This is a genomic window from Janthinobacterium sp. ROICE36, assembly GCF_002869965.1.
Lineage (GTDB): Bacteria > Pseudomonadota > Gammaproteobacteria > Burkholderiales > Burkholderiaceae_D > Janthinobacterium.
The window spans coordinates 1-24,330 of sequence record NZ_PEBS01000042.1; the positions used below are offsets into that span (position 1 = coordinate 1).

General features: G+C 59.8%; 26 protein-coding genes. 2 read left to right on the forward strand and 24 right to left on the reverse strand.

Annotation, left to right across the window (positions count from 1 at the left end; all coding sequences use genetic code 11):
* Positions 1 to 338: 338 nt before the first annotated feature.
* A complete protein-coding gene (locus tag CSZ94_RS17130) occupies positions 339 to 653 on the forward strand; it encodes a hypothetical protein (RefSeq protein ID WP_102122618.1) in 315 nt (104 codons plus the stop codon).
* 460 nt (positions 654 to 1,113) lie between these two features.
* Here CSZ94_RS17130 and CSZ94_RS28750 read toward each other — a convergent pair whose 3' ends face one another.
* The 18 genes from CSZ94_RS28750 to CSZ94_RS17215 form a co-directional block, all read right to left on the reverse strand.
* Positions 1,114 to 1,320 (reverse strand): SOS response-associated peptidase, encoded by a 207-nt coding sequence (locus CSZ94_RS28750; RefSeq protein WP_258001046.1) that lies wholly within the window; start codon positions 1,318 to 1,320, stop codon positions 1,114 to 1,116.
* A 597-nt stretch (positions 1,321 to 1,917) separates the two neighbouring features.
* Complete coding sequence (locus tag CSZ94_RS17140; RefSeq protein WP_102122619.1) at positions 1,918 to 2,184, reverse strand: hypothetical protein; 267 nt, start codon at positions 2,182 to 2,184, stop codon at positions 1,918 to 1,920.
* Positions 2,181 to 2,576: a hypothetical protein gene (locus tag CSZ94_RS17145; RefSeq protein WP_102122620.1), complete on the reverse strand. Its 396-nt coding sequence runs from the start codon at positions 2,574 to 2,576 to the stop codon at positions 2,181 to 2,183. The genes CSZ94_RS17140 and CSZ94_RS17145 overlap by 4 nt, the downstream gene beginning before the upstream one ends.
* Entirely contained in the window at positions 2,573 to 3,037 is a 465-nt protein-coding gene (locus CSZ94_RS17150) for a D-Ala-D-Ala carboxypeptidase family metallohydrolase (RefSeq protein WP_096237043.1), read from the reverse strand. Before CSZ94_RS17150 ends, CSZ94_RS17145 begins: the two co-directional genes overlap by 4 nt.
* Positions 3,034 to 3,273: a hypothetical protein gene (locus CSZ94_RS17155; protein ID WP_096237045.1), complete on the reverse strand. Its 240-nt coding sequence runs from the start codon at positions 3,271 to 3,273 to the stop codon at positions 3,034 to 3,036. Before CSZ94_RS17155 ends, CSZ94_RS17150 begins: the two co-directional genes overlap by 4 nt.
* Before the next feature lie 2 nt (positions 3,274 to 3,275).
* A complete protein-coding gene (locus CSZ94_RS17160; protein WP_096237047.1) occupies positions 3,276 to 3,608 on the reverse strand; it encodes a peptidase M48, Ste24p in 333 nt (110 codons plus the stop codon).
* Positions 3,609 to 3,673: 65 nt separating this feature from the next.
* Positions 3,674 to 5,554 carry a hypothetical protein gene (locus tag CSZ94_RS27650; protein ID WP_146009822.1) on the reverse strand — a complete coding sequence of 627 codons (1,881 nt, stop codon included), beginning with the start codon at positions 5,552 to 5,554 and terminating at the stop codon, positions 3,674 to 3,676.
* The gene (locus CSZ94_RS17170; protein ID WP_102122622.1) at positions 5,554 to 6,384 is read right to left on the reverse strand and encodes a hypothetical protein; all 831 of its coding nucleotides are present in this window, start codon (positions 6,382 to 6,384) and stop codon (positions 5,554 to 5,556) included. Before CSZ94_RS17170 ends, CSZ94_RS27650 begins: the two co-directional genes overlap by 1 nt.
* 14 nt (positions 6,385 to 6,398) lie before the next feature.
* Positions 6,399 to 7,145, reverse strand: coding sequence for a hypothetical protein (locus tag CSZ94_RS17175; RefSeq protein WP_102122623.1), 747 nt, complete (start codon positions 7,143 to 7,145; stop codon positions 6,399 to 6,401).
* Positions 7,142 to 7,402, reverse strand: coding sequence for a hypothetical protein (locus tag CSZ94_RS27655; RefSeq protein ID WP_146009823.1), 261 nt, complete (start codon positions 7,400 to 7,402; stop codon positions 7,142 to 7,144). Before CSZ94_RS27655 ends, CSZ94_RS17175 begins: the two co-directional genes overlap by 4 nt.
* On the reverse strand, positions 7,399 to 9,012 hold the full coding sequence (locus CSZ94_RS17180) for a hypothetical protein (RefSeq protein ID WP_102122624.1): 1,614 nt from the start codon (positions 9,010 to 9,012) through the stop codon (positions 7,399 to 7,401). The genes CSZ94_RS27655 and CSZ94_RS17180 overlap by 4 nt, the downstream gene beginning before the upstream one ends.
* On the reverse strand, positions 9,009 to 10,478 hold the full coding sequence (locus CSZ94_RS17185; RefSeq protein ID WP_102122625.1) for a hypothetical protein: 1,470 nt from the start codon (positions 10,476 to 10,478) through the stop codon (positions 9,009 to 9,011). The genes CSZ94_RS17180 and CSZ94_RS17185 overlap by 4 nt, the downstream gene beginning before the upstream one ends.
* Positions 10,475 to 16,033 (reverse strand): hypothetical protein, encoded by a 5,559-nt coding sequence (locus tag CSZ94_RS17190; RefSeq protein ID WP_102122626.1) that lies wholly within the window; start codon positions 16,031 to 16,033, stop codon positions 10,475 to 10,477. The genes CSZ94_RS17185 and CSZ94_RS17190 overlap by 4 nt, the downstream gene beginning before the upstream one ends.
* Positions 16,034 to 16,438, reverse strand: coding sequence for a phage tail assembly chaperone (locus CSZ94_RS29430; RefSeq protein ID WP_441326566.1), 405 nt, complete (start codon positions 16,436 to 16,438; stop codon positions 16,034 to 16,036).
* Complete coding sequence (locus tag CSZ94_RS17200) at positions 16,381 to 16,854, reverse strand: hypothetical protein (RefSeq protein ID WP_102122628.1); 474 nt, start codon at positions 16,852 to 16,854, stop codon at positions 16,381 to 16,383. The genes CSZ94_RS29430 and CSZ94_RS17200 overlap by 58 nt, the downstream gene beginning before the upstream one ends.
* A gap of 123 nt (positions 16,855 to 16,977) precedes the next feature.
* On the reverse strand, positions 16,978 to 17,484 hold the full coding sequence (locus CSZ94_RS17205; protein WP_102122629.1) for a BRO family protein: 507 nt from the start codon (positions 17,482 to 17,484) through the stop codon (positions 16,978 to 16,980).
* A gap of 93 nt (positions 17,485 to 17,577) precedes the next feature.
* Positions 17,578 to 18,783, reverse strand: a complete 1,206-nt coding sequence (locus tag CSZ94_RS17210) for a phage tail tube protein (RefSeq protein ID WP_102122630.1) — start codon at positions 18,781 to 18,783, stop codon at positions 17,578 to 17,580.
* A 67-nt stretch (positions 18,784 to 18,850) separates the two neighbouring features.
* A complete protein-coding gene (locus CSZ94_RS17215) occupies positions 18,851 to 19,252 on the reverse strand; it encodes a phage tail terminator-like protein (protein ID WP_102122631.1) in 402 nt (133 codons plus the stop codon).
* A gap of 101 nt (positions 19,253 to 19,353) precedes the next feature.
* On the opposite strand from CSZ94_RS17215, the gene CSZ94_RS17220 reads away from it, so the two are divergent.
* Positions 19,354 to 19,911, forward strand: coding sequence for an NUMOD4 domain-containing protein (locus CSZ94_RS17220; protein WP_180977516.1), 558 nt, complete (start codon positions 19,354 to 19,356; stop codon positions 19,909 to 19,911).
* Here CSZ94_RS17220 and CSZ94_RS17225 read toward each other — a convergent pair.
* The 6 genes from CSZ94_RS17225 to CSZ94_RS17250 all read right to left on the reverse strand — a co-directional run bounded on the left by CSZ94_RS17225 (position 19,906) and on the right by CSZ94_RS17250 (position 24,309).
* Positions 19,906 to 20,382, reverse strand: a complete 477-nt coding sequence (locus tag CSZ94_RS17225; RefSeq protein ID WP_146009824.1) for a hypothetical protein — start codon at positions 20,380 to 20,382, stop codon at positions 19,906 to 19,908. The genes CSZ94_RS17220 and CSZ94_RS17225 overlap by 6 nt on opposite strands.
* Before the next feature lie 20 nt (positions 20,383 to 20,402).
* The gene (locus CSZ94_RS17230) at positions 20,403 to 20,777 is read right to left on the reverse strand and encodes a hypothetical protein (RefSeq protein WP_102122634.1); all 375 of its coding nucleotides are present in this window, start codon (positions 20,775 to 20,777) and stop codon (positions 20,403 to 20,405) included.
* 3 nt (positions 20,778 to 20,780) lie between these two features.
* A complete protein-coding gene (locus CSZ94_RS17235; protein WP_102122635.1) occupies positions 20,781 to 21,152 on the reverse strand; it encodes a hypothetical protein in 372 nt (123 codons plus the stop codon).
* Entirely contained in the window at positions 21,149 to 21,664 is a 516-nt protein-coding gene (locus CSZ94_RS17240) for a DnaT-like ssDNA-binding protein (RefSeq protein ID WP_102122636.1), read from the reverse strand. The genes CSZ94_RS17235 and CSZ94_RS17240 overlap by 4 nt, the downstream gene beginning before the upstream one ends.
* Before the next feature lie 12 nt (positions 21,665 to 21,676).
* The gene (locus CSZ94_RS17245) at positions 21,677 to 23,824 is read right to left on the reverse strand and encodes a hypothetical protein (RefSeq protein ID WP_102122637.1); all 2,148 of its coding nucleotides are present in this window, start codon (positions 23,822 to 23,824) and stop codon (positions 21,677 to 21,679) included.
* A 62-nt stretch (positions 23,825 to 23,886) separates the two neighbouring features.
* Entirely contained in the window at positions 23,887 to 24,309 is a 423-nt protein-coding gene (locus CSZ94_RS17250; RefSeq protein WP_102122638.1) for a hypothetical protein, read from the reverse strand.
* Positions 24,310 to 24,330 lie beyond the last annotated feature (21 nt).

The window sequence follows — 24,330 nt, forward strand, 5'->3', positions numbered from 1 at the left end:
GAGAGATCGGTTCGTTTGCCATTTACGCGTCCAAATACCGAGAGTAAACGCCTTTCTCAACGTGTTTACAAGCAATATTTCACCCTATCGTCACTCCGAGCACCTACCCTTCATGCAATCGCCCTGGCAAACCTCTGTAGACATAGCGGGAATGCCATTTTCACTTCTCTCTAAATGTCTGGAAAAGTCTGGGAACGTCCACGTTTTCGCCCAAATTTCGCCCCTGTTCTGGCGCCTTATCCGACCTTTTCTGAGACTGCACAATACCCGGTCGGTAGGCGCCCAACATAATAGAAGGCACTGCCTTCTGTAAGAATAACCCAAAAGGAAAGATTGCAATGAAGCACGCGCTGGGCGCCCTCCTCTTGCTTGCACTGTGCAGTTGCACGTCCAGCGGCATTGTCGAACACCGCGGCGGCGATCTGATCGGGCTGGACAGCTTCACCCTCGCCGCCCGCTACGGCACGCCCGCCAGCTATCAACATCAGGGGGAATACCTGCAACTGAACTATGGCAGCGCGGTGGCCGGCTGCCAAGTGATCGTGCTGGTCGACCAACAACAGCGCGTGGCCGGCTGGGCAACGTCAGGTGCCCGCTGCAACAGCGCTGGGCAAAATGGGAATGCAGAGCCAGACCTGGACGTACTGGACTAGTGCCCCGTCTACTGTTTCGTTTTCATGCCCTTTGAGTATCAGGCCATCAGCATCCAAACGCTCCATCGTGGGCTCGAAAAGCGGTCTACAAATGTTGGTCGATCCAGCAGAGTTTGGCCGGCGCAACGAGGCAGAGCTATGGTGGCGAACGCATCCGCCCGTCCCGACGTGCTCGAAAACAAGCAGGCCGTCCAATGGCTCGGAGTCGAGCATTTCCTGGCGCGTAATTCGGCGCCCCTTTTTGCGCAGCATAATCACGCGGACAGGCATGCCCTGCCGCTCCTCCACTTTCGCCGGCCACTGATGCTTGTTTGTTGTGCCGTCCATAATGCAATCAATATACTGTATAAAAACACAGTATATTGCCAAGCTTGGGAAACCAGAAGGCGAAATTTGTAACTAGAAGAGCCCGCCCTGCTCCGCTGACATGCATGCGCCGGCAAGGGCCAGCGGTCCACCGTCAGCGCACGGGCTTGCCGGTTGCATAAGTGGACTCAAAGAAATTGGCGACAGGGATAGTGCAGAACTGCTTGCGCTTACAGGCACTACGGAAAGATGGCTTGCTGGCCACCGTCTCGGTGCGGGCGTTGTAGGTCTGACAGGCCAGCTTGTGTTCGGCCCAGTGGGGCACCATGCTGAACATGGCGGGGGGCGACTTCCAGCTCACCAGGGACTTCGTACGAGGCGCACAGGATTGGAGCCATGTAGCCGGGCCAAGCCTCGGGCGGCAAGTCGAGCAGCGGCTATGCTGTCCGCAACCCTTCTCCGACCTACTTTTTAAGGTCGGGACGTAGTGGGCATACATGTCACTACATCAACTGTTTTTTTGCACGAGTTCGACTCAGCTATAATAACAAAACAGTATTTTCAGCTATCGGAATTGGTACTAAAATGTTTCTGCAAATCTACCCCTATCAGCCAACTTGATGGGGATACCCTTGGATAGCAATCAAACGGTGCAACATGGTGAATATGAGTATCGCATCGCCAGCTACAGGAGGTCGGACGGAATGTATCAGGGGGTGATCCTGCTTACCGCTCATGCAGGCATGCAATACTCGCCAATTATTGAAATCCCAACACCTAGCGTATTTAAGGCGGATCGCGCGGCAAGGATCGAAGCTTCGGCTCTCGCTTGCCAACTTATAGAAACTGGCGCGATAATTGCGCTCGTGCCACAGGATGGCAAAACCAGTTCTTGGCCGGTGGAGTCTGCATCCTCTCTATAGTGCAGGTGAAAACGCGTGAATGAGCGCCGCAACAATCAGCGCTCTGCTTTTTCATCTGGCAGAATACAGCCAGCAATTACCACCTCCAATTCCCCCTCATACTTCCGACCTTGCAGCCAGTCCCGCGCCAGCGCCAGGACGATCTCGCCATCCGTTGCTACCGGTGCCAGCTGGTCGAACTCATAGACCGGCCGCTTCGGCACCGCCTTGACACATGGTGTAAAGACAGGAACTTCGACCCGCTGCGGCGCCAGCGGCGCACTACCGCAGCCAGCCAACAGCAATACAAGCATCCATTTCATCGCACTCCCTCCAGCAGCAGCCTGACGGCCGGCATGGCCTCGTCGCAGGTCGTGGCGCGCACGCCCGCGATCTGCGCCAGTGCCGCGTCGTACTTCTTGCCCTTGGCAACGGCGGCCGCCTGCGCCACAGCGCCGCGCTCCTGCGCCGCTAGGGTTGCCTTGGCCATGCCATCGATGGCGCGGTTTTGCTCGGTGATCGAGCTGCGCAGCTGCGCGCTAACGCCTTGTTCCAGCACCAGCGCCGCGCGCGCGGTGTCACGGTCGCCGGCGGCCAGCCACCAGCCCGTGCCGGTGGAGCTGGCCACCAGCAGCAGCGCGGCGGCCAGGATGACGGCGGCGGCCTTCCAGATACCGCTGACGGCGCCAGCTGCCAGCGTGGCCAGGGCGCTCACGGCCGCACCTGCAAGATGCCAGCGCGCGTGCCGTGGCGGTCGATGGTGATGATGCGGTTGATCGGCTTGGCCACCATCTTTGTGCTGACATGCACCCAGGTCAGCTCGTTGATGATCTGGCCGATGCCGAACTCGTCCAATTTCGGCAGCAGCGCCTGGCATACCTGGTATGGCGTCATGCGCAGCGCCTTGAAATCAGCTGCGCAGCCGCGCACATGGTCGCTGCCATCGCTGCTGCCGATGCCACGATTTACTGGAATCGAGCGGTAGCCGCTGATATTGGTCAGCGGCGTATCGATGCCGGTGCTGGCCGTCAGGTAATTGCGGATGCGCTGCAGCAGCTCGGCCGTACGCCGCAATTCCGCCAGCACGGCCGGTGTCGGCGTGTTTTCGACGCCATGGCGCGCGGCCCAGTCGGACGCGGTGAGTTCCTGCAGGGTGAAGTTTTTCGTCAGATTCATTTTGCACCTCGACGGTTGAGCGTCATATTCACCGCCACGCCTGCAGCGATCATCAGCTCGAAAATCTCCCGATCAGAGATAGCCGACATAATCCCGCACGCCGAGCCGCACGCCAGGACGACATTCCCGACGCGGGAGATCATCGCCGTTTCGCCATCCATTTTGTTCAGTATGACGACGCACAGGTACAGGACGTAGAGCCAGACTGCCGCCTGGATGATTGAAATAATTGTCATGATTATTCCTTTGTCTCAGGTTGATCGGGCAAGATCGGCAGCTTGGCGCTACGCGTGCGGTCGATCAGGGCGAAAAATACAGGCACGGCTCGCATGGCGCCCAGCCCCCAAAAGAACGCCATGGCTCCGGCCAGCTCGGCAGGCGCGCCCAGGTAGTGAATGGCCAGCGGCGTGGCCGCGCAGGAAACAGCGCCGCCGACGAGGAACGCCGCGACCGCCTGTTTTTTCGTCATTTCCTTGGCGTAGCTCAGTGACGCGGCCGAGCCGATAAATCCGCCGATCAGCACGGCGTAGGAAATGCCGGCGACGGTATTGCTTTGTGCATCAGGTGCCATAGGGCCTCTCAGGTGGTGGAAATGAAAAAACCCGCCGAAGCGGGTTTGTTAGGAATGCTGCTGTATTACACAACCTTGACCATCACATAGGCCCGGCCGTCCGGTTCAATCGAGATCACGCGGCCGACCGCGCGGAAGTACTGTTTCATGCTGAGGTTATCCTCATGCACGGGAACGCCCTTGATGCCGGCGCCGTCCTGCACCGGCACGATGTAGTCGCCTGGCTGGGTACCGAACACGTTGACCGGCACGCGGCCGGCGATGGCGATGCGGTCGACCTTCTGGCGCTCGACTTCCAGCGCCGCGTCGAAGGTGGCCATGGCCTCGGCGTCCTGCTGCACGGCGATGTTGTGGGCGGCCAGCGCGGCGGTGTAGGCGGCCTGCTTTTCTGCCCACTCGTCATCGGTGTCGCCGGGTTCCGTTACCACGTTCTCGTATTCCGGCGGGTTGGTGCCGGGCACTGGCTGCTGCGTGACCACGTCTTCGCGGCGCAGGGGCTGGGTTGGCTCTTGGCCAGCTTGGGGCGATGGGCGTGGCCCTACGTCGGTGGCCCATGAATCGCCACCGAAAAATGATGGGTCAGTGGACTTGATGGCGAACATTACAGCGTCTGACCACAAATCCGCGACCTGATTCTTGTTGTTCACTCCGACAAGCTGCCCCGCAATAACAGCAGCGCAGGAGTGACATTTTACGAAGTATTCAGCGTAGTCAGTACCTTGGGCATTGAATGTACCGGGGGAAGCAATGCCACGATTAGTCGTGGAGTTCTTACCAACGTACATCACAGACTGCGCATTGTTCCAGCCCCCAAGGCCATCAGAAGCACGGATAGCCATGCAGCTGGTTACCGAGCCTTCCCGCCCGACTTCCAGAATCTCTCCGAATTGAGCAACTGCAGTGTTCAGGGTGTGGATTGCTCGTGTACTGGCAGTACCGGCTTTAAGCCATGGCGCGTACATACGCCCCACACCGTCCACAGAAAATAGCGTACCTGAGACTGTTCCAGAACCAGTATCTCGTGCCTTCAGCGAGAGCTTGTAGCCCTCTTTTTGTGTGCTGCCATTCCCCGCCGAAGCAAGCCATTGAAGATAGCCTGCCGAGTTCACCCCAGTATTTCCGGCTACACCATAGCGGATAACTTCAAGACTGGCACCAGCAGCAGTGACATTGGCTTTTGCTGCACCAGCCATGTACGACGTGCATGCTGTTGCACCATCTTGCGCACGCACTTCGACAATACTGTCAAAGCTGGTGCCCATAGGTAAAGTCGGGGCTGTTGCAGCCGTACCGTAAGAACGAGGCGAACGATACGTAGCCGTACCCACAGCAGCAGTGGAATCCCATACAAGTGCCCCTGTGGCAGTGTCTGTCGCTACCGGAGCTTCATAGGTGATAGTCTGCATACCCAGCAGGGAAAAAGACGCTTGAGCAAAAGCCCCAGCAGCCAGATATAAGTACACGGACACTTTATTATCCGCTTCAAGATATGCATGAAAACGCACGGTGTTCGGGATATAACGACTTGTTGTCCAGTCTACGAAAACCCCTTCGCTCGCAACAGCAACGCGACTACCCAAGATAATGGTCATGGCCGTCAAGCCATTTCCATCCCAGCCACCGGCCATCGCGTCAATCCGCAGCGAAGCGTAGGTATTTGAGGCAGTTGCTTGCATAGTAGCGATCTTATACATGCGCACTGCCTGACCACCTTGCAGGTAGTTAAAGCCGAATTTATTTACCGTCCCAGACCCCGCTGAAATTGGAAGTTGGCTTTTGATCGGAAGAGAGCTATCAAGCCAGAATGGATCAATAAAGCCATTCGGCCCGCCAAGCGGCGACTTCCCCACAGCCGGTGCGTACGACGCCACCACGGCACCGCGCCCAGCCAGTTCATTCAGGCGCCGGATCATGTCCTTCTGGCCATAATAAAAAAAGTCACCCATTACATTTCCTCGATTTCGATGTTGGTGGCATATGCCTGGTAATACGGGGTGGTGATGGCGGAATTGCTGGCGATGCGCCCATACACCTGGTGCGTCTGCTCGAGCTCACCGTCGTCGCTCTCTGGATACAGGCTGATCAGCAGCGGGCGCGACAGGCCGTTGCCGCGCACGATGCGCCATAGTTCCGCCCGATCCAGCGGCGTCATGTGATCCAATGCGAGCGACAGCTTGCGATACAGCGCGCCGCGTCCGACTGTTTGCCCGCCGGCGCCGTTGCGATACTGCGTGCTGGTGTCGATCGACGTGACGCCGGCACCGTACGAGGCGTTTTGCTCCGGGCTCCAGTAAGGGCCGATCACCAGGCGCGCCGCCTCGATGTAGCCTGCCGGGTTGTCCGGGTCGGCGAGGTCAATCACCAGCTTTTTGACGCTGCGCATCTGGAGCCAGCAGCGCGCATACGTGCCGCCGCCGTAGCTGAAGGCGTTCACGCCCAGCGGCAGCGCGCCCCAGTCCCACATGCCCAGCGCAGCGTATTCGCATGCTGGTACAACGCCCGTATCGAAATCGGGCGCGGCGTCGCCTGGCTCGACGTAGCCGCGCACGCGGATCGTCGCCATCGGCGTCAGGTTGCAAAATGGCAGTGCCACGCCGCCGATGATCTCGGGCGTGGGCCAGGTGGCAGTGATGGTCAGCGCCAGGCCAAGCGAGCGCAGTACGGCGCTTTTGCTGTCGCGCTGCAGGTTGGCCGGGCCCAGCGCGCCGGACTGACTGGATGCGGCGAGCGCCGCGCGGTCGGCTGCGTTGTCGTAGATGATGCGTAGATTTGGCATGCTCTCTCACTTCGTTAATAATCTGCCATATCAATGAGCAGTACGGTGCTGGCGCGGTAGCGCATGTTCAGTGCAAAGGGCGGAATATCCTCCGGCTGGGCATCGACGCACATCTGGGTTCGATCTAAGATGTTCGGCGAGCGAAACAAAAATGCTCCAGAAAATTGCATCAGCGTTGAGCCACTGGCGCCAGGTGATACGGCAAGCCCGCGCGACCCACGACCATCAGCCAGACCGCAAACCGCTGGCCGCGCCATGCTGGGTAACGTGTAGCTTTGCAGGTCAAATGAACCAGCTGGCGGTGTTGCAGCAGTAAAGTCACCAATCGCGCGCGGCATGATCATTTTTGCGCCCGCATCGAATGTGCAATTGCCGGAGGCATCAAACAGCCAACAACCATACCCACCGCTCACCTCGCCTGTGAGCGGGGCGAAACAATGCACGCTGGGCTGGCGGGCTGCTGGTGCCGGCCCATTCCCACCCGACGAAGCTGCGCAATACAACAGAATGTCCCAAGTATTGACTGCCGAAAGTGTCACCGAATAGACGTTGAACAGCACGCCAGGGGCGAGTTCGATGAAAACCAGCGGCTCGTTTATCGAGGTTACGCGGTAGCGGCCCAGCACCTTCGCCGTGCTGGTAGATCCTGGCGCGTCAGCCGATCCAATAAATGGCGCCACACCTACGTAGGCCAGCCCCGGGCTGTCAGCAGACAGAATCAGGCTGCCATCGTTATTTTCAAAGTAGATGCCAAAGGTCATAGCGAGAAAATGTATATTTTTTCAATTTTTGTAAAATCCGCACCATTGACAGAAACTGTCGGCACACCCGCCGGATAGCTCAGCTGAGCCAATGAACCGCTCAGCGTTTTAAATGTGCGGCCCGCAAAGGCGGGAAAAGATCTCGTTGCAGAAACGCCTGGAGATACGGCCATCAGATCGACAAATACGATGCCGAAACTGTCTGAACTAACCAGCACGGTGCTGTCAGCCTTTAATAATGTCACCCCGAATTTCATGCGTTTCGCTCGCCAAAAATTCCTCGAAGCGTACCGTTATCGTCGAAGATCTTGATGGCACTACCGTAGATTTCGACGCGGCCACCTGTCGCTTTGCTGCGTAGCAGCCCAATCGTCCCTGTAGCGGCCACCAGTTCGCCTTTAAACGACCCGCCAGCTGCCGATAAGACACCCGAAAAAGTAGCATTCCCATTTACCACAGTAAAGCCAGGCATGGCCACATAGCCACTGCTCCCCAACTCTACGTAGCCACCTGTTGCAGGGTTACCAAGTAGTAAGCCACGCTCACTGAGGTGAAAACCGATGCCGCCGTTGCTCGGCCAGCCATAAGCATTGCCGGGGTAGCCAACACCACCATGCAACGTCGTACCGTACAAGTCGCCCGCAGTCACATTCCCCAGGTTTGCACTGAATGCCGACAGTTTATCCACTGACAACGCCTTGGCCGCCACGGAGCCATCCACCAATAAATTGCCGTTCAGCACCGTGCCAAGCACCAGCCATGCGCCGTTATCAAAATACTTCGTCACCGCATGCGTGGCGTCGTACAGCGTGACGGTGTCGCGGTTGATCGGCGCGCCGTAGCCGGCGCGGCCCAGCTCATATACAGCCGAGGTATCCGACCAGGTCGAATAGCTGGGCGCCGTCACGGTGACGGTGCCACGCTGGCCAGTCGCCCCGTCGGCGGCCAGGCGCGCAGCGGCCGCCCATTCGCCTGGGGCGATGTCATCGGTGGCCGTGCGCGCAGCGGCCGTGGCACCTGAGGTGAACAGGTAGGCGCCGCCGGCAGTGGGCACTTGGGTCGACCAGCCGTTGTTCAGGCCCACCAGTGCGCCCGTGGCAAAAGTGAACGTGCATGCCGCGCTCGGCAGCGCCGGCGCGATGTTGGTGGCGCCACGCTGGTAGATGCGCACGGGAGCTACGTTCAGGCCGTCCACGCCATTCGCGCCGTTGCTGCCATTTGCACCGGCAGCGCCATCTTTGGCCAGCTGCACCGCTCCCGCCCACTCATTAGCGGCAATATTGTCCGTGGCATTGCGCGAACTGGCAGAGGCCACACGCACGTACAGCGGCGCCGTGCCTGCCGGGATATTCTTCGACCAGCCGTTGGCCAAGTCGTTGCCGGCCGGCGTCGTGATGCTGGCCGTGGAAAAGGTGAAGATCACGTCACCCGGCGAATCGACAGGCGCCACGGCCGCGCGCTTGTAGGCGAAGGCTTGGCCCGTGTTCAAGCCAGCAAGGCCAGCGTCGCCATTGATGCCGTCGAATACCTTGCTGACCATGTAATTGGCGATGTAGTCAACACCGAATTCGCGGATGCGCGCCTGCACAAGGGACGTATCGGTGGTCATGGTGGCAAAATCGACCGTGGCCACATTGCCGTTGACGGTGATCTGCGTGCCAGCGGAGACTGAAAATACGATATCGCCCACCACGTTCACCGGCTTGGCGGTAATGGCAATCGAGCCGGGCGCGCCGGCGCCGGCGCTGTTCACGCGGAACACAGGCGTGCTGCCAGCCAGTAGGATCGCCTTGCCGTCCGCCGTCGTGCTGAAACGCTCCGCCGTCGCCTGCAGCAGCGTATCTCGCGCACCGCCGATGGCCGTCATACCAGCACTCCCACCGTCACGCGCCCGGCCAGCCATTGGTGCGACAGCAGCACCACCACACCAGGCACGCCGTCCTGCAGCCCGAAGCGATCATCGCGCAGCACCACGGGCTGCCCCAGTTCCAGCATCATCATCTCAGGTTCTCCGTCAAATTCGTAAATCGTGCGCTGCACCTTGTACAGAGCCAGGCGGCGCGCCGCTTCCGCTTGCGCGTCTGCGTTGGTTTTGAGGCAGGTTTCGATCTGCGGCGGGTCGTCCGTCAGCCGGTATCGTGCCTTGACCACGGCATCGACAGCGGTTTCCGTCAGCCACTCCGTCGCATACAGGTCGGCATGCTCGGCCGGGATGCTGGTGGTCAGACTGGCCTGCAGCGTGTAATTGCGGTCGAAGGCGATCTTGACGGCCGCCACCACCGGCAGGCGCTGTACCGGGCGCAAGGAATCGAGTTTCATGTGTTCGGGGCCAATCTGCACCGGCACGCCGGCGGCGGGCAGCGCGATCTGCACCAGGCGCAGCTGGCCAGTGCGCGACATCAGCGCCTGGGCGCCCACGCTGGCCGCCAGCTGCTGGATGGCCTGCGCCTGGTTCGTCCGGTCCGCAACGTACAGGCCCACCAACTGCGGGTGGGCGGCATCGAAGGCGGCCAGATTGTCCAGGTCGAGGTCGGCCAGCGTGAATCGATCCGAGGCCTTGCCGTAGGCGGTGGCGATGCGCTGCACTAGCGGGGCGATGCGCGGTGCGTAGCCGCCACCTTTGTCGCCCTGCACACTGACTGTGATCGTGGTGGAAAACGGATCGGTGGTCAGGTTGAAGCGGCCCGCCTGGTCATTCAAAGCCACGGCAATCGGCTTGCCGTTGGTGCGCACCTCGAAACTCGACTCCACCGCGCCCAGGAAGCCATACTCCAGCGTGGCAGGATTGGTCAGCAGCGGCGTGACGTTGTGGCATTCGCCGAACGGGATCGGAAGCGTCGCGTCCTTGTTTGGCGTGGTACCGCCCAGCTTTGCCTCGGCAATAGGCGCGTCCAGACGCTGCAGCTTGTCCCGCAAGGACAGGTTGAGCGTTTCGCGGCTCGCACTGGCGATGTCGGCAATGATGCCGTCGAACACCAGGCGAAAATCGGCGCGCGGCCAGCGCGGATCGCCGGCCCAGGCCTTGATCGGCCGATTGCGCCACACGTCGCCGAGCCAGCCGTCGAGAGCACCGTCAGCGTTGCCAAGCTCGATATCGCCGCCCGACAGCCCCGCCTCGCCAGTCAGGCTGACCTGCTCGGTGAAAGCCAGGCCGCCGGTGGCCAGCGGCAGATACACGGTGTTGGCCGGTACCTCCGTTGGACCTGTGACATACGGCCGCGAGGCAATGTAGCGTGTCACCTCGCTGCCGGCGACGTTTACCTGGGCCTCGATCAGCACCATGCGAATGGCCAGCGGGCTCTTTAGCCATTCAAGAAACTGCACATCGGTCATTGCGAGTACTCCACTTGTTTCGCCCAGGCAGATGCCTTGGCAGATTTATCAACACCGGCCACAACCGTTTTTGCTGCTTTGTCGTTCGATTCGACTGTAGCCTGGACCACGGCGCCGGTTTGCTTGCTCTGGTCGGCTCGATGCGCAGCCACTTCCGCGCGTAGCAGCTTAATTTCCGCCACCAGCGCATCGGTGTTGCCGCCGCCCTGACTTGGCGCGCCGCCGAAATAGCGCCGCATGGCTGCCGCCGCTTGCGCGTCCACCACCACTTCACCGCGGTGAAGCTCGGCCGCATAGCCGTCAAACGGCACGTTGGCCAGGCCGCCAGCATGGGAGCCGTCGAACTGCACGCCCAGCCCGGTCGCCGTGCCCATCGCCGCCTGCAGGTTGGCGATGGCCTGCGCCACCGTCAGCACGCTGTCGTTGATGGTGATCAGGCCCGATACCTGGGCCTTGAGGGCATCCAGGCTGGCCTGCTGCACGTCGACCTGGGCCGAGGCCCATTTCAACGCCTCGTTGTTGGCAGCCACCACGCGGGCGTAATCTGCCGCATAGCGGGCATCCGAGGCGTTGACCACCTGCGATGCCGTCAGGAAAGCCTGCTCGGCTGCCGACAGGCCGGACTGCGCCGTCGTGTCGCCGGCATTGGCCGCTGCCAGGGTCTTCTCGAACTGCGCGCGCGCCTCGGCGTACTTCTGCTCCGGCGTCAGGATGGACTGGTTGCCCAGGGCCATGCTGGCGTTCAGGCCGTTGAGCGTGGTCACCCACGACTTCGACTTGTCGAGCGCAGCCTTGGCGGCAGTCGATTCGGTCTCGTAGGCCTTGGCCAGCGCATCCTTGGCCGAAACAACAGCCTTGGCCGCCTGCACCTGGTCGAACAGCGCGCGATTGACGGCGGCGATGCTGGAGCGCTGGATGGCCAGCAGTTCCGTTTCGCTTTTCGTCAATTCGTTCAGCTGCTGCTGCAGGTCACGGTGCTCGCTGGCGATTTCACTGGCAGTTTTTGCCACTGCGGCAAACTCGCCAGTGGCCGCCGCCAGCTCAGCAGCGTAATCGGCAGCCTTCTTGAACGGCTCGGCAATGGCGATCAGCTGCGCATACATGGCCTGGCCAGCGGCCGTGTTCAAGTCCTGCGCCAGCACCAGGGCCTTGAACTGCTCACTGGTCGTTACGCCGGATTGACCCAGGGCGGCCATGGCCTGCTGTACCGATTTGGTAATCGGCGCCATCTGCTCGGCCTCGCTCAGGAAGTTCTGCACGAAATAGCTGGTGCCACTGGTCAGCTTGTCCAGACCGCCAGTTGCGGCAATCAGGCCTTCGCTGAGCGCGACGGCGCCCAGGCCCGTCGTGCTGAACGACTTGCCCAGCACGGCCAGCACATCGGACACCTGCATGTAGTCGTTGGTGACGCGCACCAGCGTTTCCAGATAGCCTTCGCCGACAGCCTGGTATTGCTGCAGGCCGCCCACGCCGAACTTGGCCATGTCGTCGCCCATCTTTGAAAACGCGGTTTCCAGCGCTTTCTGCTGCTCTTCGCCCGTCAGCCCTTTCAGGCTGATCTTGCCAAGATCGACGACGAAAGTATTCAATTTGGCATTAAAAACATCGCCGCCCATGCCCAACGCATCCGCTGCACTGCGGATCGTATTGCCCATGCTGCTGATGATCATGCTGAACTGCTGGTTCATCTCTTCCGACAGCGCGGAAGTTCGGGTGCTGTCTTTGTCGCTATAGCTGATTCCGAAAGCCTTTTTCTTCGTATTGACATCAGCGTATGCCTGGGCAGTGAAGCCCAACGCATCCACATTCCCCAGCGACATGGCCTTGCCGGTAATGCCCTGATCTTTGATGGAAGTGGAAGTGTTGAACAGTTTCGACACCACACCGCCCAGCACAGCCCCAAGCACGGCGCCAACGGCCAGACCCAGCGGACCTCCAATGGCGGCCATGCCCATGCCCAGGTATGTGCCAAGCGCTGCGCCACCAATTCCGCCAGCAGCAACACCAGCGACGGTACCCAGGGTGCCGCCCAGCACTTTGGTGCCAGTCTGCACACCAGCTGCCGCACCGCCGCCTTCGGCCGTCACACCCAAGCGCGCCAGCAGGTTGCCCAGGTTGCCGATGCCCGCCACCATCTGCTTGAGCGAGGCGTCCATCGAAATGGTATGCACCAGGCCCAGCCCTGAATTCTTTTCCATGATGGCCAGGCTATGGGCAATCGATTCCGATTTCGCGGATGAGTCGCCCAGGATGGATCCGGTACCGGTGGCGGCTTGGCGGTCCTTGGCGGTCGTGTCGGAACTGCCTCCACCAGATACCGCAAAACCGAGCGCCGCCATCGCAGCCGCCATTGCGGCCATGCGAACCCATGCGCTGTAAGGATCACCTTGCGCCTGGGTGGCCACGGCCACTGCCGCAGCGGATGTGCCCTTGACAGTGTCGGCTGCCAACTGGGTTGCAACGCCCGCCTGAACTGCCCCTGCTTTCATGGCCTCGCCGGCCACGGTCGCGGTCGTCACAGTTGTCACGCCGAACAGTTTTTGCACCATCGACTCGACGGCCATCGCCATCTCCACGGCACGGTAAGCCTTCTCGGCGCCTTCCATTACCTTATAGCCGGCACTGTTTTCCTTAAAAAATCCCTTCGCGGCGCTGGCCATGTCGCCATACGACTTGATCTGCGCCTGCGCACCCTGCTGGGCCGCAGCGGCCTGGGCCTTTGCGACTTTGGTCGGATCACCATGCGCATCTTTAGTAGCGGCGGCCAACTGGGCAGCGATTGCCTGCTGCTGCACGGCATAACCAGACAATGCCGTCGTCAGTCCACCTATCGCAGTGCCGACCGCGCCGAACGACGCCGCCATGCCTTGCGCTGCCGACTTCGTTGCGGTGTCGACAGCCGTCAGGATGTCCAGCAGCTCCTTGGCCTTGGCAACGTCGCCGCCCTGCTCTTGCGTCGAAGCCTTGCCTTGCACGATGCCAAGGCGTTTCATCGCTTCGATCTTGCGATTGATGCCATCGATAACCTTTTCATTGCCCTCGAAACTTGCAAGAGCAGCTTTTTGCTCTTCAAGGTCAGCGACTGCCAAAGCGGTCTTTTGCGCCGGCAACAAGCCGTAGGTGCGAATTTGCTCCTCAACAGCGGCCACCTGGGCATTAATGGCCGCGATTTCCTTGTTTGCAGCATCTGATGCGGCGGTGGCGATGGCCGCCTGGCGCAGGCGCTCCTCTTCGTCCCGACGGAAACTCTCGTCAAAGAAGGCTTTCTCAGTCGCATCAAGCTTACCGATGATTGCTTCAGATTCTTTTCGGTGCGTCTCTTCCTCCGCAGTTGTGGCGTTCTTGTGCTTTGCGAGCGCCGCAAGTTCGCTCTGGTACGCATCCACCTCAGCTTGATAGGTGGCAGCAGCATAAGCGCGCTTGTTCTCGTAGGACTGCTCTGCAGACAATTCGCCGGCTTTCAGGTACAGATCGTCCAACTTGCCCAAAGCATCATTCTGGCGCTTCACCTCGGCCGCTTCGCGTTCATAGCCTTTGATTTGAGCTGCCAGCCGAGTGTTTTCAGGTTGGTCAGCTTTTGGCTTGAGCTCACGACCTTCGGTGTCGCGGTAGTTTGGCTTGCCTTCGTAGATTTCCTTGTAAAGCTTGGTCTGCGCTGCCTGTTGAATTTCCACGCTCTTATTGGTATTGGCAGTGAGCAACGCGGTAGATTTTTTGAGATAGTCCTCGTCGATCTTCAGTCGATCATCGGCATCGGCTTTCCGCTTGGCAGTGCGAGCCGCCTCGCGCTCAGTTGCAGCCTTGGCGAAACGATCAAAATGCCCATCCAGTTCGGCCTGATGTGTAACGTAGTCGACGTTCTCTTGTGAAAGCGCCGCTTTGCGCATCGACTCGATACGCTTTTCGCGTTCGTAGATTGCTTTGTCGCCCCATGCTCCACCAGCGTCGCTATTTGCCTTCGATTGCGCATCGAAGTCTGTGTTGATGTGATCCTGCGCGGTTTTGTGGTCGGTCCAACCTTTTAGCTTTTGAAAGGTCGTAACGGCGTTGTCAACGGTATTTCCGATACTCGAGAAAATCCGGGTGAGGCTATGCCCCCACTCTTCCAAATCGTTGTTTTTCGACAGTGCCGTAATCTCTTTATTGGAATTTTTCAGGTGGTCGGTAAGCGCCATGACGCCGATGGTCAGGACCTCGTTAAAAGTCTCGCCGAACGTGGTCTTGAAATCCTGAGTGTATCGCTGCATGGACAAAATCTGCTTACCAGCCGTGTCCATACTTTTCTCGTACACATCATTAATATCAACCCCGCGCTGAAACACGGCGATCCGGCGCGCCTCGACGCGCTCGTTCTCGCTTAATTCCTTTGTTGTTTTCCCGAGAGAGTCCGCCATTTCGCGATAGGCGGATTGCAGGTTCACGTTGATGCCGATATTCCGCAGAATAAGCACGTTGCCGCGCGCGATGCCGTTGACCAGCCGATCAAATGCCTCGCTCGAATTCATGTGCCCAATCACTGCGGCGTTCTGTGCAATGCGTGCCAATTCGCTGGCGTGCCGCAGATCGACGTGCGCCTGCACCAATTTCACAGCCGCCTCGCGCGATTCGATCATGGTGATGCCTTGGCGCGCGATGCCTTGCGATGCCGTATCCATCTGCGTCTTCGTATAGCCGGCATTGCGGCCGACTACCTCCATGACCACACCCAGAGTCTCGTAGCGGGCCGCCATCATCGCAGCATCTTTGATGTATTCACCAACCTTCAACGCTGCATACGCCGCGCCAAGCATTTTGAGTCCATCAGCGAGAACGCCGGACGAGCGGGCCGCATCCTCTTTTGCCTTGGCGGCGGCTTTGAGCGCATCCTCATGCGCCTTGATGGTCGCAATTGCTCGCTGCGTTTCCTGGGTAACACCCATCTGCGCAGCCTGGTAGGCCAGCAGCTGTGTGCGACTCATGCCAATCGTGGCCGCCTGTTCGCGCATGCGCTCGATCAGTTGCTGCTGGCCCAGCGTCAGTTGCGTGGTCGAGCCACCCAGCGCCGTCGTGGCCTGCGCTGCCTGGCGCGCCTGCTCCGCCTGGGCACGCATGATTTTGGACGCGTCATCCATCTGGCCATTGCTGATGGCTGCACGTTGGCCGGTGCGGGCAGTTGCATCACCCAGGCTTTCGACGCTTTTTGCGGCGTCGCTACCACGGCGCCACACACCAGCCGATGCAGCGGTAAAGCTGTCCAGCGCGCCAGCCCCCTCCACCGACGTCGAGCGCACGCGCACGGCTGCCGCGCTCAACGAATCAACGGACGTGGTTGCTCCAGCCACTTTTGGCGCGACCCGTGCACCGGCATCACCCAGCGCATCGACAGCCGCCGCACCTTCAGTGGCCTTGGCCTTGGCACCAGCGCTGGCCTCGCCCAACTTGTCGACAGCTGCAGTGGCACCAGCAGTCTTTTGCTCGACGCGCACCGCTGCCTCACCGAGAGAATCCAGGGCTTTGCTGCCATCGACCACTTGGCGCGTATCGATGGAAAGTCCAAGTTGGGCGATATCTGGCATTTATGTTTCCTTCTTGTTTTGATGGTGCATAAAAAGCACGTCAAGGCGGTCAATTACACACTCTTCGAACGGATCGAAGCGGACACCATGGCGCGCCTGCCAGGCCAATATCTCGGCACTGGTCAGCGAGTTCACGGCCATGCCGCATTGGCGTTTCTGGTTCAGCTGGGTGAACCAGGTCCAGATATAGGCCAACTCGGGCGGCAGTTGCGGCACCGCCGGTGCCTCGGGCGCCCGATAAAGCGGGTTCTGCCGGGCGGTATCCAGGTGATCGCCCTTGGCGTTACCATCGCCTGCAGCTGCCGCGCGATCAAATAGGTGATCGGCATACAGCAGCAGGGCCTGGGTTAGACCTTCAAAAAATTGGCGTCGTTTTCCAGGGCGGTCGTCACGCGGTCTTGCCAGGTCGGGTACTTGTCGAACGCCGCGGCGATCATGCCCTTGTCGAAGGCGACGGGCGCGCCGTTGCTGGTGAAGCCGTACCAGTCGACAGCCACGGCCAGCGCCAGGCGCTTCTGGTTGTCATCGATGACGTTCACCAGCTGATCTGCGCCTTCGTCGGTGGAGGCGTCGATGGCCGTTTTGCGCTTGGCCGACTTTTTGTAACCCTCGGCGCGCACGGCGTGGCTTTCCTTGCGGTACTCGTCGGAGTTCTTACCGACAATCTTGATGCCGGCCACGGGCTCGCCGTCGGCGTCGAAGATCACGGGCACATCGAAGGTCACGCGCGCGGCAGGCGCTGACAGGTTGGCGATGTCGAAGCCGGCGACGGCGATGGCTTGAGCGGCGTTCAGGACTGCAGGTGCCTGGGTGGTATTCATGGATAGTGCCTTTCGTGGGTTGTGACAAGTGCCCGTGCCGGCCGCCGCGCCCACGAAGGCGACAGCGACCGGTCGGTGCTTGGGTTGGCTTGCACCAAAAAGAAAACCCGGCGCAGGGCCGGGTCAGTTGAGAAGTGAAGGTTGAATCTGTGTTGCGATCTGGTCGAGCGCTTTTTTCAACGGGGGCTTGACCTGCTTGTGCTCGCTCAGGCCTTTACCGCACATGCTGGCGAACTTGTCCTGCGCGTCGACGGCCGCCTTGGCCTTGAACCAGGCCGCCATCAGTGAGCGGGTGGGCGCGGCTTGACGATCCGCCTCATCCAGCTGGTCGAGCACCCAGGCGCGGAAAGCTTGTCCGTTCGAGGTACGGGCGAACATGCCCACCAGGTGCGCACCACGCAGGCTAAAGTACCGCACGTCGGATGGTGGGGCGCCATGTCCCAAACTGAGGTTCTGAAAAACTGCCGCCATTGAAGCAGAGAATTCAGCCTTGTGCCGATCGTAAATCTGCGAAACCTTGTCACTCCGCGCATAACCAAGTGCCAGCGCGATATCAGTTGCCGAAAGCCAGGTATTGCCGTCGCGCTCAATTATTTTGAATTGATGGTCATTAAACAAAAGTTCTTTCATCGTCGATCTCCGCACCTGAAATTGGGCGCGCGGCAGGAGGTGCAGGTGTGCACACCACTTTTCGGCTCATTGGCCTATTCGCGCGTAAAGTGGTTACACCAGGCTTGTGTCCTGGAACGCGATGGTGGTGGATTCGTGTTGCGCATCAGTACCTTGATAGCGCAGTACATCGAAAGAACACGTCACGATCTTGTTTTTCTCGCCGTCATCCACCTTGGCCGACGTGATCTTGATGCGGCCCATGGCGATCGCCATTACTTCGGCCAGCGGCGCCGTGCTGGCTGCCATGGCGTAGGCCAGCGGCAGTTCGACTTCCTGCTTGAAGTAGTCGATATAGGCTGAATCCTGCATCAGCACGGTGAACTGGCCGCTGCCCAACACCTTGCCGCGCGAGGCGGCAGTGGCGAACTTGGAGCCGATCACGGGATCGATCTTGACCTGGCCATCCAGCGACAGCGACATGCCAGTGCAGATTTGCGACGGGATACCGGCGACCGACAGCATCGCGGTGGCGCCGGAAAACTTGCCGGTACCGGGCGTGGCGGCTGGCGCGTTGAAGTAAGCGGCCGGCGTGGTCGCGCCTTCCAGTTTGCCCATCAAGGTGAAATCCATGCTCGTGATGCCGTTCGGCTGTACGGAGATATCAACCTTGCTGACCAGCTGGTCGATGAAGCAGCGGTTGACGGCAATGCCAGGATCCTGAACTTCAGCCGTGAACCAGTCCGTGGTGTGGCCGGTCAGCGGCGTGAAGCTGCGCTTGCCGGTCGCGGTCACGGTTACTGGATCGCCTTCGACTTTCACCGCCATGGCGCTGCCGTCCATGAACTGGCCCGTCAACTTGAGCGCGGTGGCCGAGGTGACGAAGAAGTTCTTGCCGTTGTTGGCCGTGCCGGTGGTCAGGAAGCCGCCGATGCGCACGACGGTACCCGCGCGGTGGCCGTCCACCAGGAACGAGCCGGCGCTACGCGTCAGGCCGGTGGTGCCCGAAGCGATGGTGTTTTGCGCTGCAGTGACGCCGCCGGCCGTGAAGTCGCGGCGCAGCAGCGCGGCCAGCAGCACCGCATAGGTGCCGCACGAGGCTTCACCCTTGATGGCGCCGGAAGTGCGGAAGTTGCCCAGGCGCGTATCGCTTTGCTGCTGGCTGGGGTCGATCTCGTTGCTGGAGTACTTGTCGGCGTCCGTGTCGAACGTCGCGGTCACGCGCGGATAGAGGCGGCCGGCGGCGGCCAGAGCCTTCGTGCCTTCCGCTGTTTGCTTGCCAATAACGAGCAGGCTGTCGATGCCGTTTGCAGTGGTCATGGTGTGGATTGCCTTTCTTTGGTCGAAAAAAAAGACCGCCGAGGCGATCTGTGTGGGGTAATGCGGGTTACAGGTTGCAGAAATACCTGATCTTGACAGGAACCATCCAGCGGTCGCCGTCCTCGCGGCCGTCGGCGATTTCAGGCGTTCGCTCGATCTGCACGGTCAAATCGCCCTTCGTGAAGCTTGCGCCGCGGCGAAACAGTTCCCTGATCATTTCAGCTCGCGCGCCCGCGCCGGCTGTGCCCTGCCCTGGCGGATACATCAGGCTGACCTGGAAGATGCCGTGCTCTTGGCGCGAGCCGTCGCCCATGGAATGGTTGTTCGGCTCCGCCGGCAGCAGGTATGCGGCCTGGTACGGCCGGCCAGTGACTGGCGTGTACGGCACGTTTTGCCATGCTGTGTCGATCACTGGCGCGAGGCTGGCTAGGGCCGCCTCAAGCGCTGCGCGTATTGTTGATTGGCTCATATATACTCTGCTTGCACGGATAGATTTAGCGGTCGAAAAGCGGATTCATTACCCGCCTGCCGTGCCACCTCAGTAATGATCACTCTTTAATGGAGAGCAAAATGGAAGAAAACTGGCGTCCGATTGTCGGCTTTGAAGGGCTGTATCAGGTTTCCAATTTGGGCCGCGTGCAGTCTGCGAATCGATACGCGCGCATACGGGGAGGCGGTAAGCGGTTCATCAAGCCTACGCCGCTCAAACACTGGATATCGAATAGCGGCTACCAAATGGTTCAGCTTTCAGTTGAAAACCATGTCACTAAACATTATGTTCACCGCCTTGTCGCGATGGCCTTTGTGGCGAATCCGGATCAGCTACTTGAAGTGAATCATATAAATTCCGACAAAGAGCACAACCAGGACTTCAATCTTGAATGGGTGAGCCGACAGGGCAATGAAGATCATAAAGTTGCAGCCGGACGCACACACCGGGGCATGGCAAATAAGCAGACCAAACTTACCGACCAAGAAGTTATAGAAATTCGGTCGTTGCTGGCAGTGGGAGAACCGCAGGCATCGATTGCGCGGAAGTTCGGCGTTGCGCAAGCGACCATTTGCAGGATCAATACCGGCAACACCTGGCGCGCAGCGATAACACCTCAAGCACTTACATCCCTATAGACCGTAAGTTTTATACCCTTGCGCAAAATCGGTGGTGCTTGTGCCGTTACGCACCCCGTTGACGGCATTATCAACGATGACGCTAAATTTCACTACCGTGCGGGCAACCACGCCAATCGGCGCCTGCCCGGACCAGCCCTCTTCGATTCTTTTTGCATAGGCAAGATTGTTCACCAGATAAATAACGTCGCCTGCTTTTGCTGCCTTGTTCGCAGCCGCGTGAGCGGCGATAGTGGCAGATCCATCTTTATCGACCTTATCCAATACCCCTGTGGCGGGAGATCCCAAAGATAGTTGCCAATTTGCACGAAATCTTCCGCCCACGTAACCCGGTGGAGGCTTACTCTTCCAATAATTGGCATTACCAACAGGCGACTTGCTGTCGATTTCTTTGGAAATCTCCATCGTGATGGCTCGCACGACCAGATCCTGGTTGGCCTTGGTCTTCGCAATGAATTCGGCGATCTGCATGGAAAACGACATACTGGCCATCAAATCCCCCGCAGTTGCAGCGTGTGCAGCACGGCCACATCGACCGGTGCTGTGGTTTCGACCGCCTTGACCGTGTAGCTGGCGCCCCCGAACAGCACCAAGTCTGCCGTGGTCGGCGCCGGCATTGGCGCGCCGTTGCGCTGCAGTGGCGACAACAGCAGCTTCTGGTCGCCCGCCTGGATCAGCGTGCCGTCGATGTTCTCGGCCTCGTAGTTGATCTTGACGCCCGTGCCTTCGTAGTCTGTGGTGGTACTGGGCGCCGTGCCCAGGCCTGGATCATATGGACCGGTGACTACCTGGCGCAGCACCACGATGCCGCCCTTGCGCCGCAGCGACTGGTCGGTGCGCACGGCGGTTTTTCTGTAATCGGTCATAGCCTATGGCGCTTTCAAGTAGTCATACGGCGGCGTCTCCACGAAGCGTACGGCCTTGATAGTGGTCTTGCCGTCGATCAGGGCACGCAGCACGCGATGCCAGCCGTCCATGATGAAGCCTTGCTGGCACATGATGATCGGGTGGCTGGTGTCGACGTCCAGCGCTCGCCGCACATGATGCGCGATGCCGTAAGCTGATCCCACGGCTGGCCAGACTTCCGATCCGCTGTAAATCGCTGCCAGCGGCAGGTCGAACGGAACCAAGTCCTTAGCGCGTGCGATCAGGTTGGTGACGATCCAGACCTTATCGCCGTCGCGGTAGGTATTGTTGGCGACGAAACAGCCGTCGATCTTCACTGCTGGATACTCGCTCATGCTCGTGTCACCTTGATCGAATTGCCGCTGCCGACTGAGCCGAAGTAAGGCGCCAGGAGCGCATCCACGGCCACGAAGCGCTCGCGTGCATCCGTGGTGTTCTGGAAGTACTCCGTTTCCAGCGGGCCGGTCTTGTCTTTCTTGATCGCGTTCGAGCCGGTATCGAGGTCGGGCAACAGATCCTCGCCGCTGCCAGCGCGCACGGCCAGGTCGATGCAGGCATTGATGATGTCCAGCGGAACCGTGTTGCTGGGCACGATGAAGCCGTCGACCTCGACGTTGTAGCGCGGCCAGTCCAGCGCCTGCTGCTGATAAACACGGCGGCCAGCCCAGCGGGTGCGATAGGTGGACATGAAGATCATGGCCTTGCGCAGGGCGATTTCCTTGTCAGCTTCGGCCAGCGCTGTCCAGGCGGTCAGCCCAAGGCTGGCACAGCGCACGTCTGCTGCGGCAACGCTGGCGTAGGATTCGGCGTCGGGGAGGCCGGCGCCGGTTTCGATAATGATGGTCATGTCGCCTCCGAATTAAACAGCATCCCACGATGCCCCATTGGAAATCAGGCGCGCAGCTTGGCCTGCTGCGAGAGTGAACGTGGTGCTACCGTCCACGGTGCCGGTAAATGTCACCGCAAAAGCCGATAGATTTTTGAACATTATCAATTTACCGATCCCGGTATCGACCGGCGTCGGCAGCGTCACGGCGATGGCCGCCGCGCCGTTACAGCGCACATACACATCAGTATTGAGTGCCACGTAGTTCGCCGTCACCGTCACCGTCACCGGCGCTGCCGAACCGTGGGCAAACGTGGCATTCCAGCGCTGTTGGCCGATGTTCTCGCGCTGGACGCCCGTGGCTCCTGCCGTGGCCCGAAACACGTTGGTGCTGGCAGCGCAACGGCCGTAGTTGCCTGCTACCACGCTGTTTGTCGTGGTAGCGCCAAACAGATACTGCTCGACATTATTGACCACTCCGTCGTTCGAACAAACATTGCCCAGGACGTGAGTGTTGTTCGACGTGCCGCCAATCGAAATAAAACTGCCGCGCGGCCCGCTCGCTTCAAAGTTGTCCGTGCCGGTGTTGCTCACCAATAATGCATCATCAACGTTATTCAGTACGATGGCATGACCCCGGTTCCCGATGAAATTATTTGCACCGAGCCCCAAGCATTTCATGCGGCTGCCGCCGCCGTTGGCGATTCCACCGCATACCGTGCCACCGGTCATACCGTTGTTCAGGAATGTGTTGCGCCACACGGAGAGGCCCTTGTGTGCGCCGCTACCGAAGTACAGCGCGGCCCGATTGGTCGCCACGGAGCCGTCGCAGTCAATGAAATGGTTATCGTTGATCTGGCTGCCGATGATCGCGTCGGTGCCGGTGGCGCCGGCGATCATGCCGGGCCCGCGCGCGCGACGAGCCGTGTTCCCGTTGACTTTGCAGCCCACCATGGGGCCGAGCTGGAACGCGGCTACTGAGGCATCGGAACTGATGTTCCCTGTGATGTTCGAATCCTGCAAATTGGCCGTAATCAGAATGCCAATCGTGCCACCATTCGTGTGGTTCATCGACGCCGTGATTTCACGACTCAGGTTCGTACCGCCCGTAACAAATCCCGCGATATGAAGACAGGCCGCTTTTTCGTCCCGGATGTTGTTGCCAATTGCCTCGATCCGATAGCTCGAACCCAGGGCCATAAAAATGCCAGAATTAAGCGTATTGTCCGCAGCCATGCCATTGCTGTAGACGTCATTGAAATTGATCGAGCTGTTGATGATAGAGCTGGTGTCGTTGGCGTTGTAATGTACAGCGCGGTAGCCGTTGTCGTTGATCCGGTTGAAATCGGTGTGGATATAGCTGCAGTCGTCGACCGCCAACACGCCGTGATAAATATGCCCGTGAATCCAGTTGTTCGTGATCCAGACGTTAGACGATCCAGCAACATAGAATCCACTGCCAAATTGCCCGTCCAGTGAGGTGGCCGCAGGCGGTGAAATGAATGAGCGGCGATTGCCATCAACCTCCAGCCCTGTGGCGCGGAACGACACATTCGGGCAGAAAAAAACGTGCCCCCCATATCCATTTGGCTCGGTACTGGCGGCCAACACGATGCGTGGGGAATTTTTCCCTACCATGTCGATGCCGTCCGTCCACCAGATAGCAGCAAATTTTGACCCTGTGATGTTCGTCGCTTTGAGATAGAAGGCCCCATTCGACCCGTTGAATTCCATCGACGCTTTTTTGCCGCCTGGATTCGACGCGGCGATGATCGCCTGGTATGCGGCAATGTTTGCAGTGTCCGTCGCGCCAGACAAATCGCCAGATGCTGCCAGGGATAGCACGGCGGTGCTGAATACCATCCCCGCATACGCGATGCCGAGAACTGCACCCATTGCCGTTTTCTGAAACTGCGGCGCTGCCAGCACAGCATTCTCTACGCCAATATTGATCGAGCCGGCCGAACACGTCACCAGAAACCGCTGCTCACCAGCATACGGTCCGATAGGCGCAAGCGCACCACTGCCCACTGGCCACGACTGCAGCGAATTCGTCCCGCCCAGCGCCTGATCCAGGCGGTAGACGACGCCAGTCGTACCGGGGCCGCCGCTCACGTTCAGGACCTGGCCCTCGGGCAAAGCGATGGTTTGCGGCGTGCCGCCGGCGGTGATGGTTGGCATAGTGACTTTCAGGAATGCGGTTTATGAAATACCCCGGCGCACGGGGCGGTGCAGTCTAGGGCTTATGCCTTGGCAGCCTTGGCGGGCTTTTCTGTCGAAGTGGCAAGACTTGCGGCCGCAGTTGCATCTTTCGCGACCTGCAGGCTCGCAGCTTCGTCGCGCAGGCGCTGCGCTTCGACTTCGTTGGCAGTGGCCTGCTCCGCGTTGCGGGCGACAGCGAGCTCATTCTCGTGCGCCTGCTTGGCAACGCGCTCTTTCTCGGCCGCCAGTTCGCGCTCGCGCTGCTGCAGGTTATCGTGTTCGGCCAGCAGGTCAGCGCGAGCCGCGAGCAGTTCGGCTACGGTCGGGACGCGATCACCCTGCCCTTCGGCGCCCAGGCTCTCGCCTTCGAGCAGTTCGTGCTTCGACGGGTCGAAGTCTGTTTTCTCGATCAGGACAAATTCGCCCTGGCTCGGGTGGCATGGTTTGATCTTGATGGTGGTCATATTGTTCTCGCAAGTTACCCG

What these genes read in the sequence shown, in the direction of transcription:
- CSZ94_RS17230 (WP_102122634.1), bottom strand. Translation starts at nt 20,777, where the DNA reads ATGACCGATTACAGAAAAACCGCCGTGCGCACCGACCAGTCGCTGCGG.
- CSZ94_RS17210 (WP_102122630.1), bottom strand. Translation starts at nt 18,783, where the DNA reads ATGACCACTGCAAACGGCATCGACAGCCTGCTCGTTATTGGCAAGCAA.
- CSZ94_RS17185 (WP_102122625.1), bottom strand. Translation starts at nt 10,478, where the DNA reads ATGACCGATGTGCAGTTTCTTGAATGGCTAAAGAGCCCGCTGGCCATT.
- CSZ94_RS17130 (WP_102122618.1), top strand. Translation starts at nt 339, where the DNA reads ATGAAGCACGCGCTGGGCGCCCTCCTCTTGCTTGCACTGTGCAGTTGC.
- CSZ94_RS27650 (WP_146009822.1), bottom strand. Translation starts at nt 5,554, where the DNA reads ATGGGTGACTTTTTTTATTATGGCCAGAAGGACATGATCCGGCGCCTG.
- CSZ94_RS17175 (WP_102122623.1), bottom strand. Translation starts at nt 7,145, where the DNA reads ATGACCTTTGGCATCTACTTTGAAAATAACGATGGCAGCCTGATTCTG.
- CSZ94_RS17245 (WP_102122637.1), bottom strand. Translation starts at nt 23,824, where the DNA reads ATGCCAACCATCACCGCCGGCGGCACGCCGCAAACCATCGCTTTGCCC.
- CSZ94_RS17180 (WP_102122624.1), bottom strand. Translation starts at nt 9,012, where the DNA reads ATGACGGCCATCGGCGGTGCGCGAGATACGCTGCTGCAGGCGACGGCG.
- CSZ94_RS17160 (WP_096237047.1), bottom strand. Translation starts at nt 3,608, where the DNA reads ATGGCACCTGATGCACAAAGCAATACCGTCGCCGGCATTTCCTACGCC.
- CSZ94_RS17240 (WP_102122636.1), bottom strand. Translation starts at nt 21,664, where the DNA reads ATGACCATCATTATCGAAACCGGCGCCGGCCTCCCCGACGCCGAATCC.
- CSZ94_RS17140 (WP_102122619.1), bottom strand. Translation starts at nt 2,184, where the DNA reads ATGAAATGGATGCTTGTATTGCTGTTGGCTGGCTGCGGTAGTGCGCCG.
- CSZ94_RS17170 (WP_102122622.1), bottom strand. Translation starts at nt 6,384, where the DNA reads ATGCCAAATCTACGCATCATCTACGACAACGCAGCCGACCGCGCGGCG.
- CSZ94_RS17190 (WP_102122626.1), bottom strand. Translation starts at nt 16,033, where the DNA reads ATGCCAGATATCGCCCAACTTGGACTTTCCATCGATACGCGCCAAGTG.
- CSZ94_RS17150 (WP_096237043.1), bottom strand. Translation starts at nt 3,037, where the DNA reads ATGAATCTGACGAAAAACTTCACCCTGCAGGAACTCACCGCGTCCGAC.
- CSZ94_RS17155 (WP_096237045.1), bottom strand. Translation starts at nt 3,273, where the DNA reads ATGACAATTATTTCAATCATCCAGGCGGCAGTCTGGCTCTACGTCCTG.
- CSZ94_RS17220 (WP_180977516.1), top strand. Translation starts at nt 19,354, where the DNA reads ATGGAAGAAAACTGGCGTCCGATTGTCGGCTTTGAAGGGCTGTATCAG.
- CSZ94_RS17250 (WP_102122638.1), bottom strand. Translation starts at nt 24,309, where the DNA reads ATGACCACCATCAAGATCAAACCATGCCACCCGAGCCAGGGCGAATTT.
- CSZ94_RS17200 (WP_102122628.1), bottom strand. Translation starts at nt 16,854, where the DNA reads ATGAATACCACCCAGGCACCTGCAGTCCTGAACGCCGCTCAAGCCATC.
- CSZ94_RS27655 (WP_146009823.1), bottom strand. Translation starts at nt 7,402, where the DNA reads ATGAAATTCGGGGTGACATTATTAAAGGCTGACAGCACCGTGCTGGTT.
- CSZ94_RS17215 (WP_102122631.1), bottom strand. Translation starts at nt 19,252, where the DNA reads ATGAGCCAATCAACAATACGCGCAGCGCTTGAGGCGGCCCTAGCCAGC.
- CSZ94_RS17205 (WP_102122629.1), bottom strand. Translation starts at nt 17,484, where the DNA reads ATGAAAGAACTTTTGTTTAATGACCATCAATTCAAAATAATTGAGCGC.
- CSZ94_RS17235 (WP_102122635.1), bottom strand. Translation starts at nt 21,152, where the DNA reads ATGAGCGAGTATCCAGCAGTGAAGATCGACGGCTGTTTCGTCGCCAAC.
- CSZ94_RS17225 (WP_146009824.1), bottom strand. Translation starts at nt 20,382, where the DNA reads ATGCAGATCGCCGAATTCATTGCGAAGACCAAGGCCAACCAGGATCTG.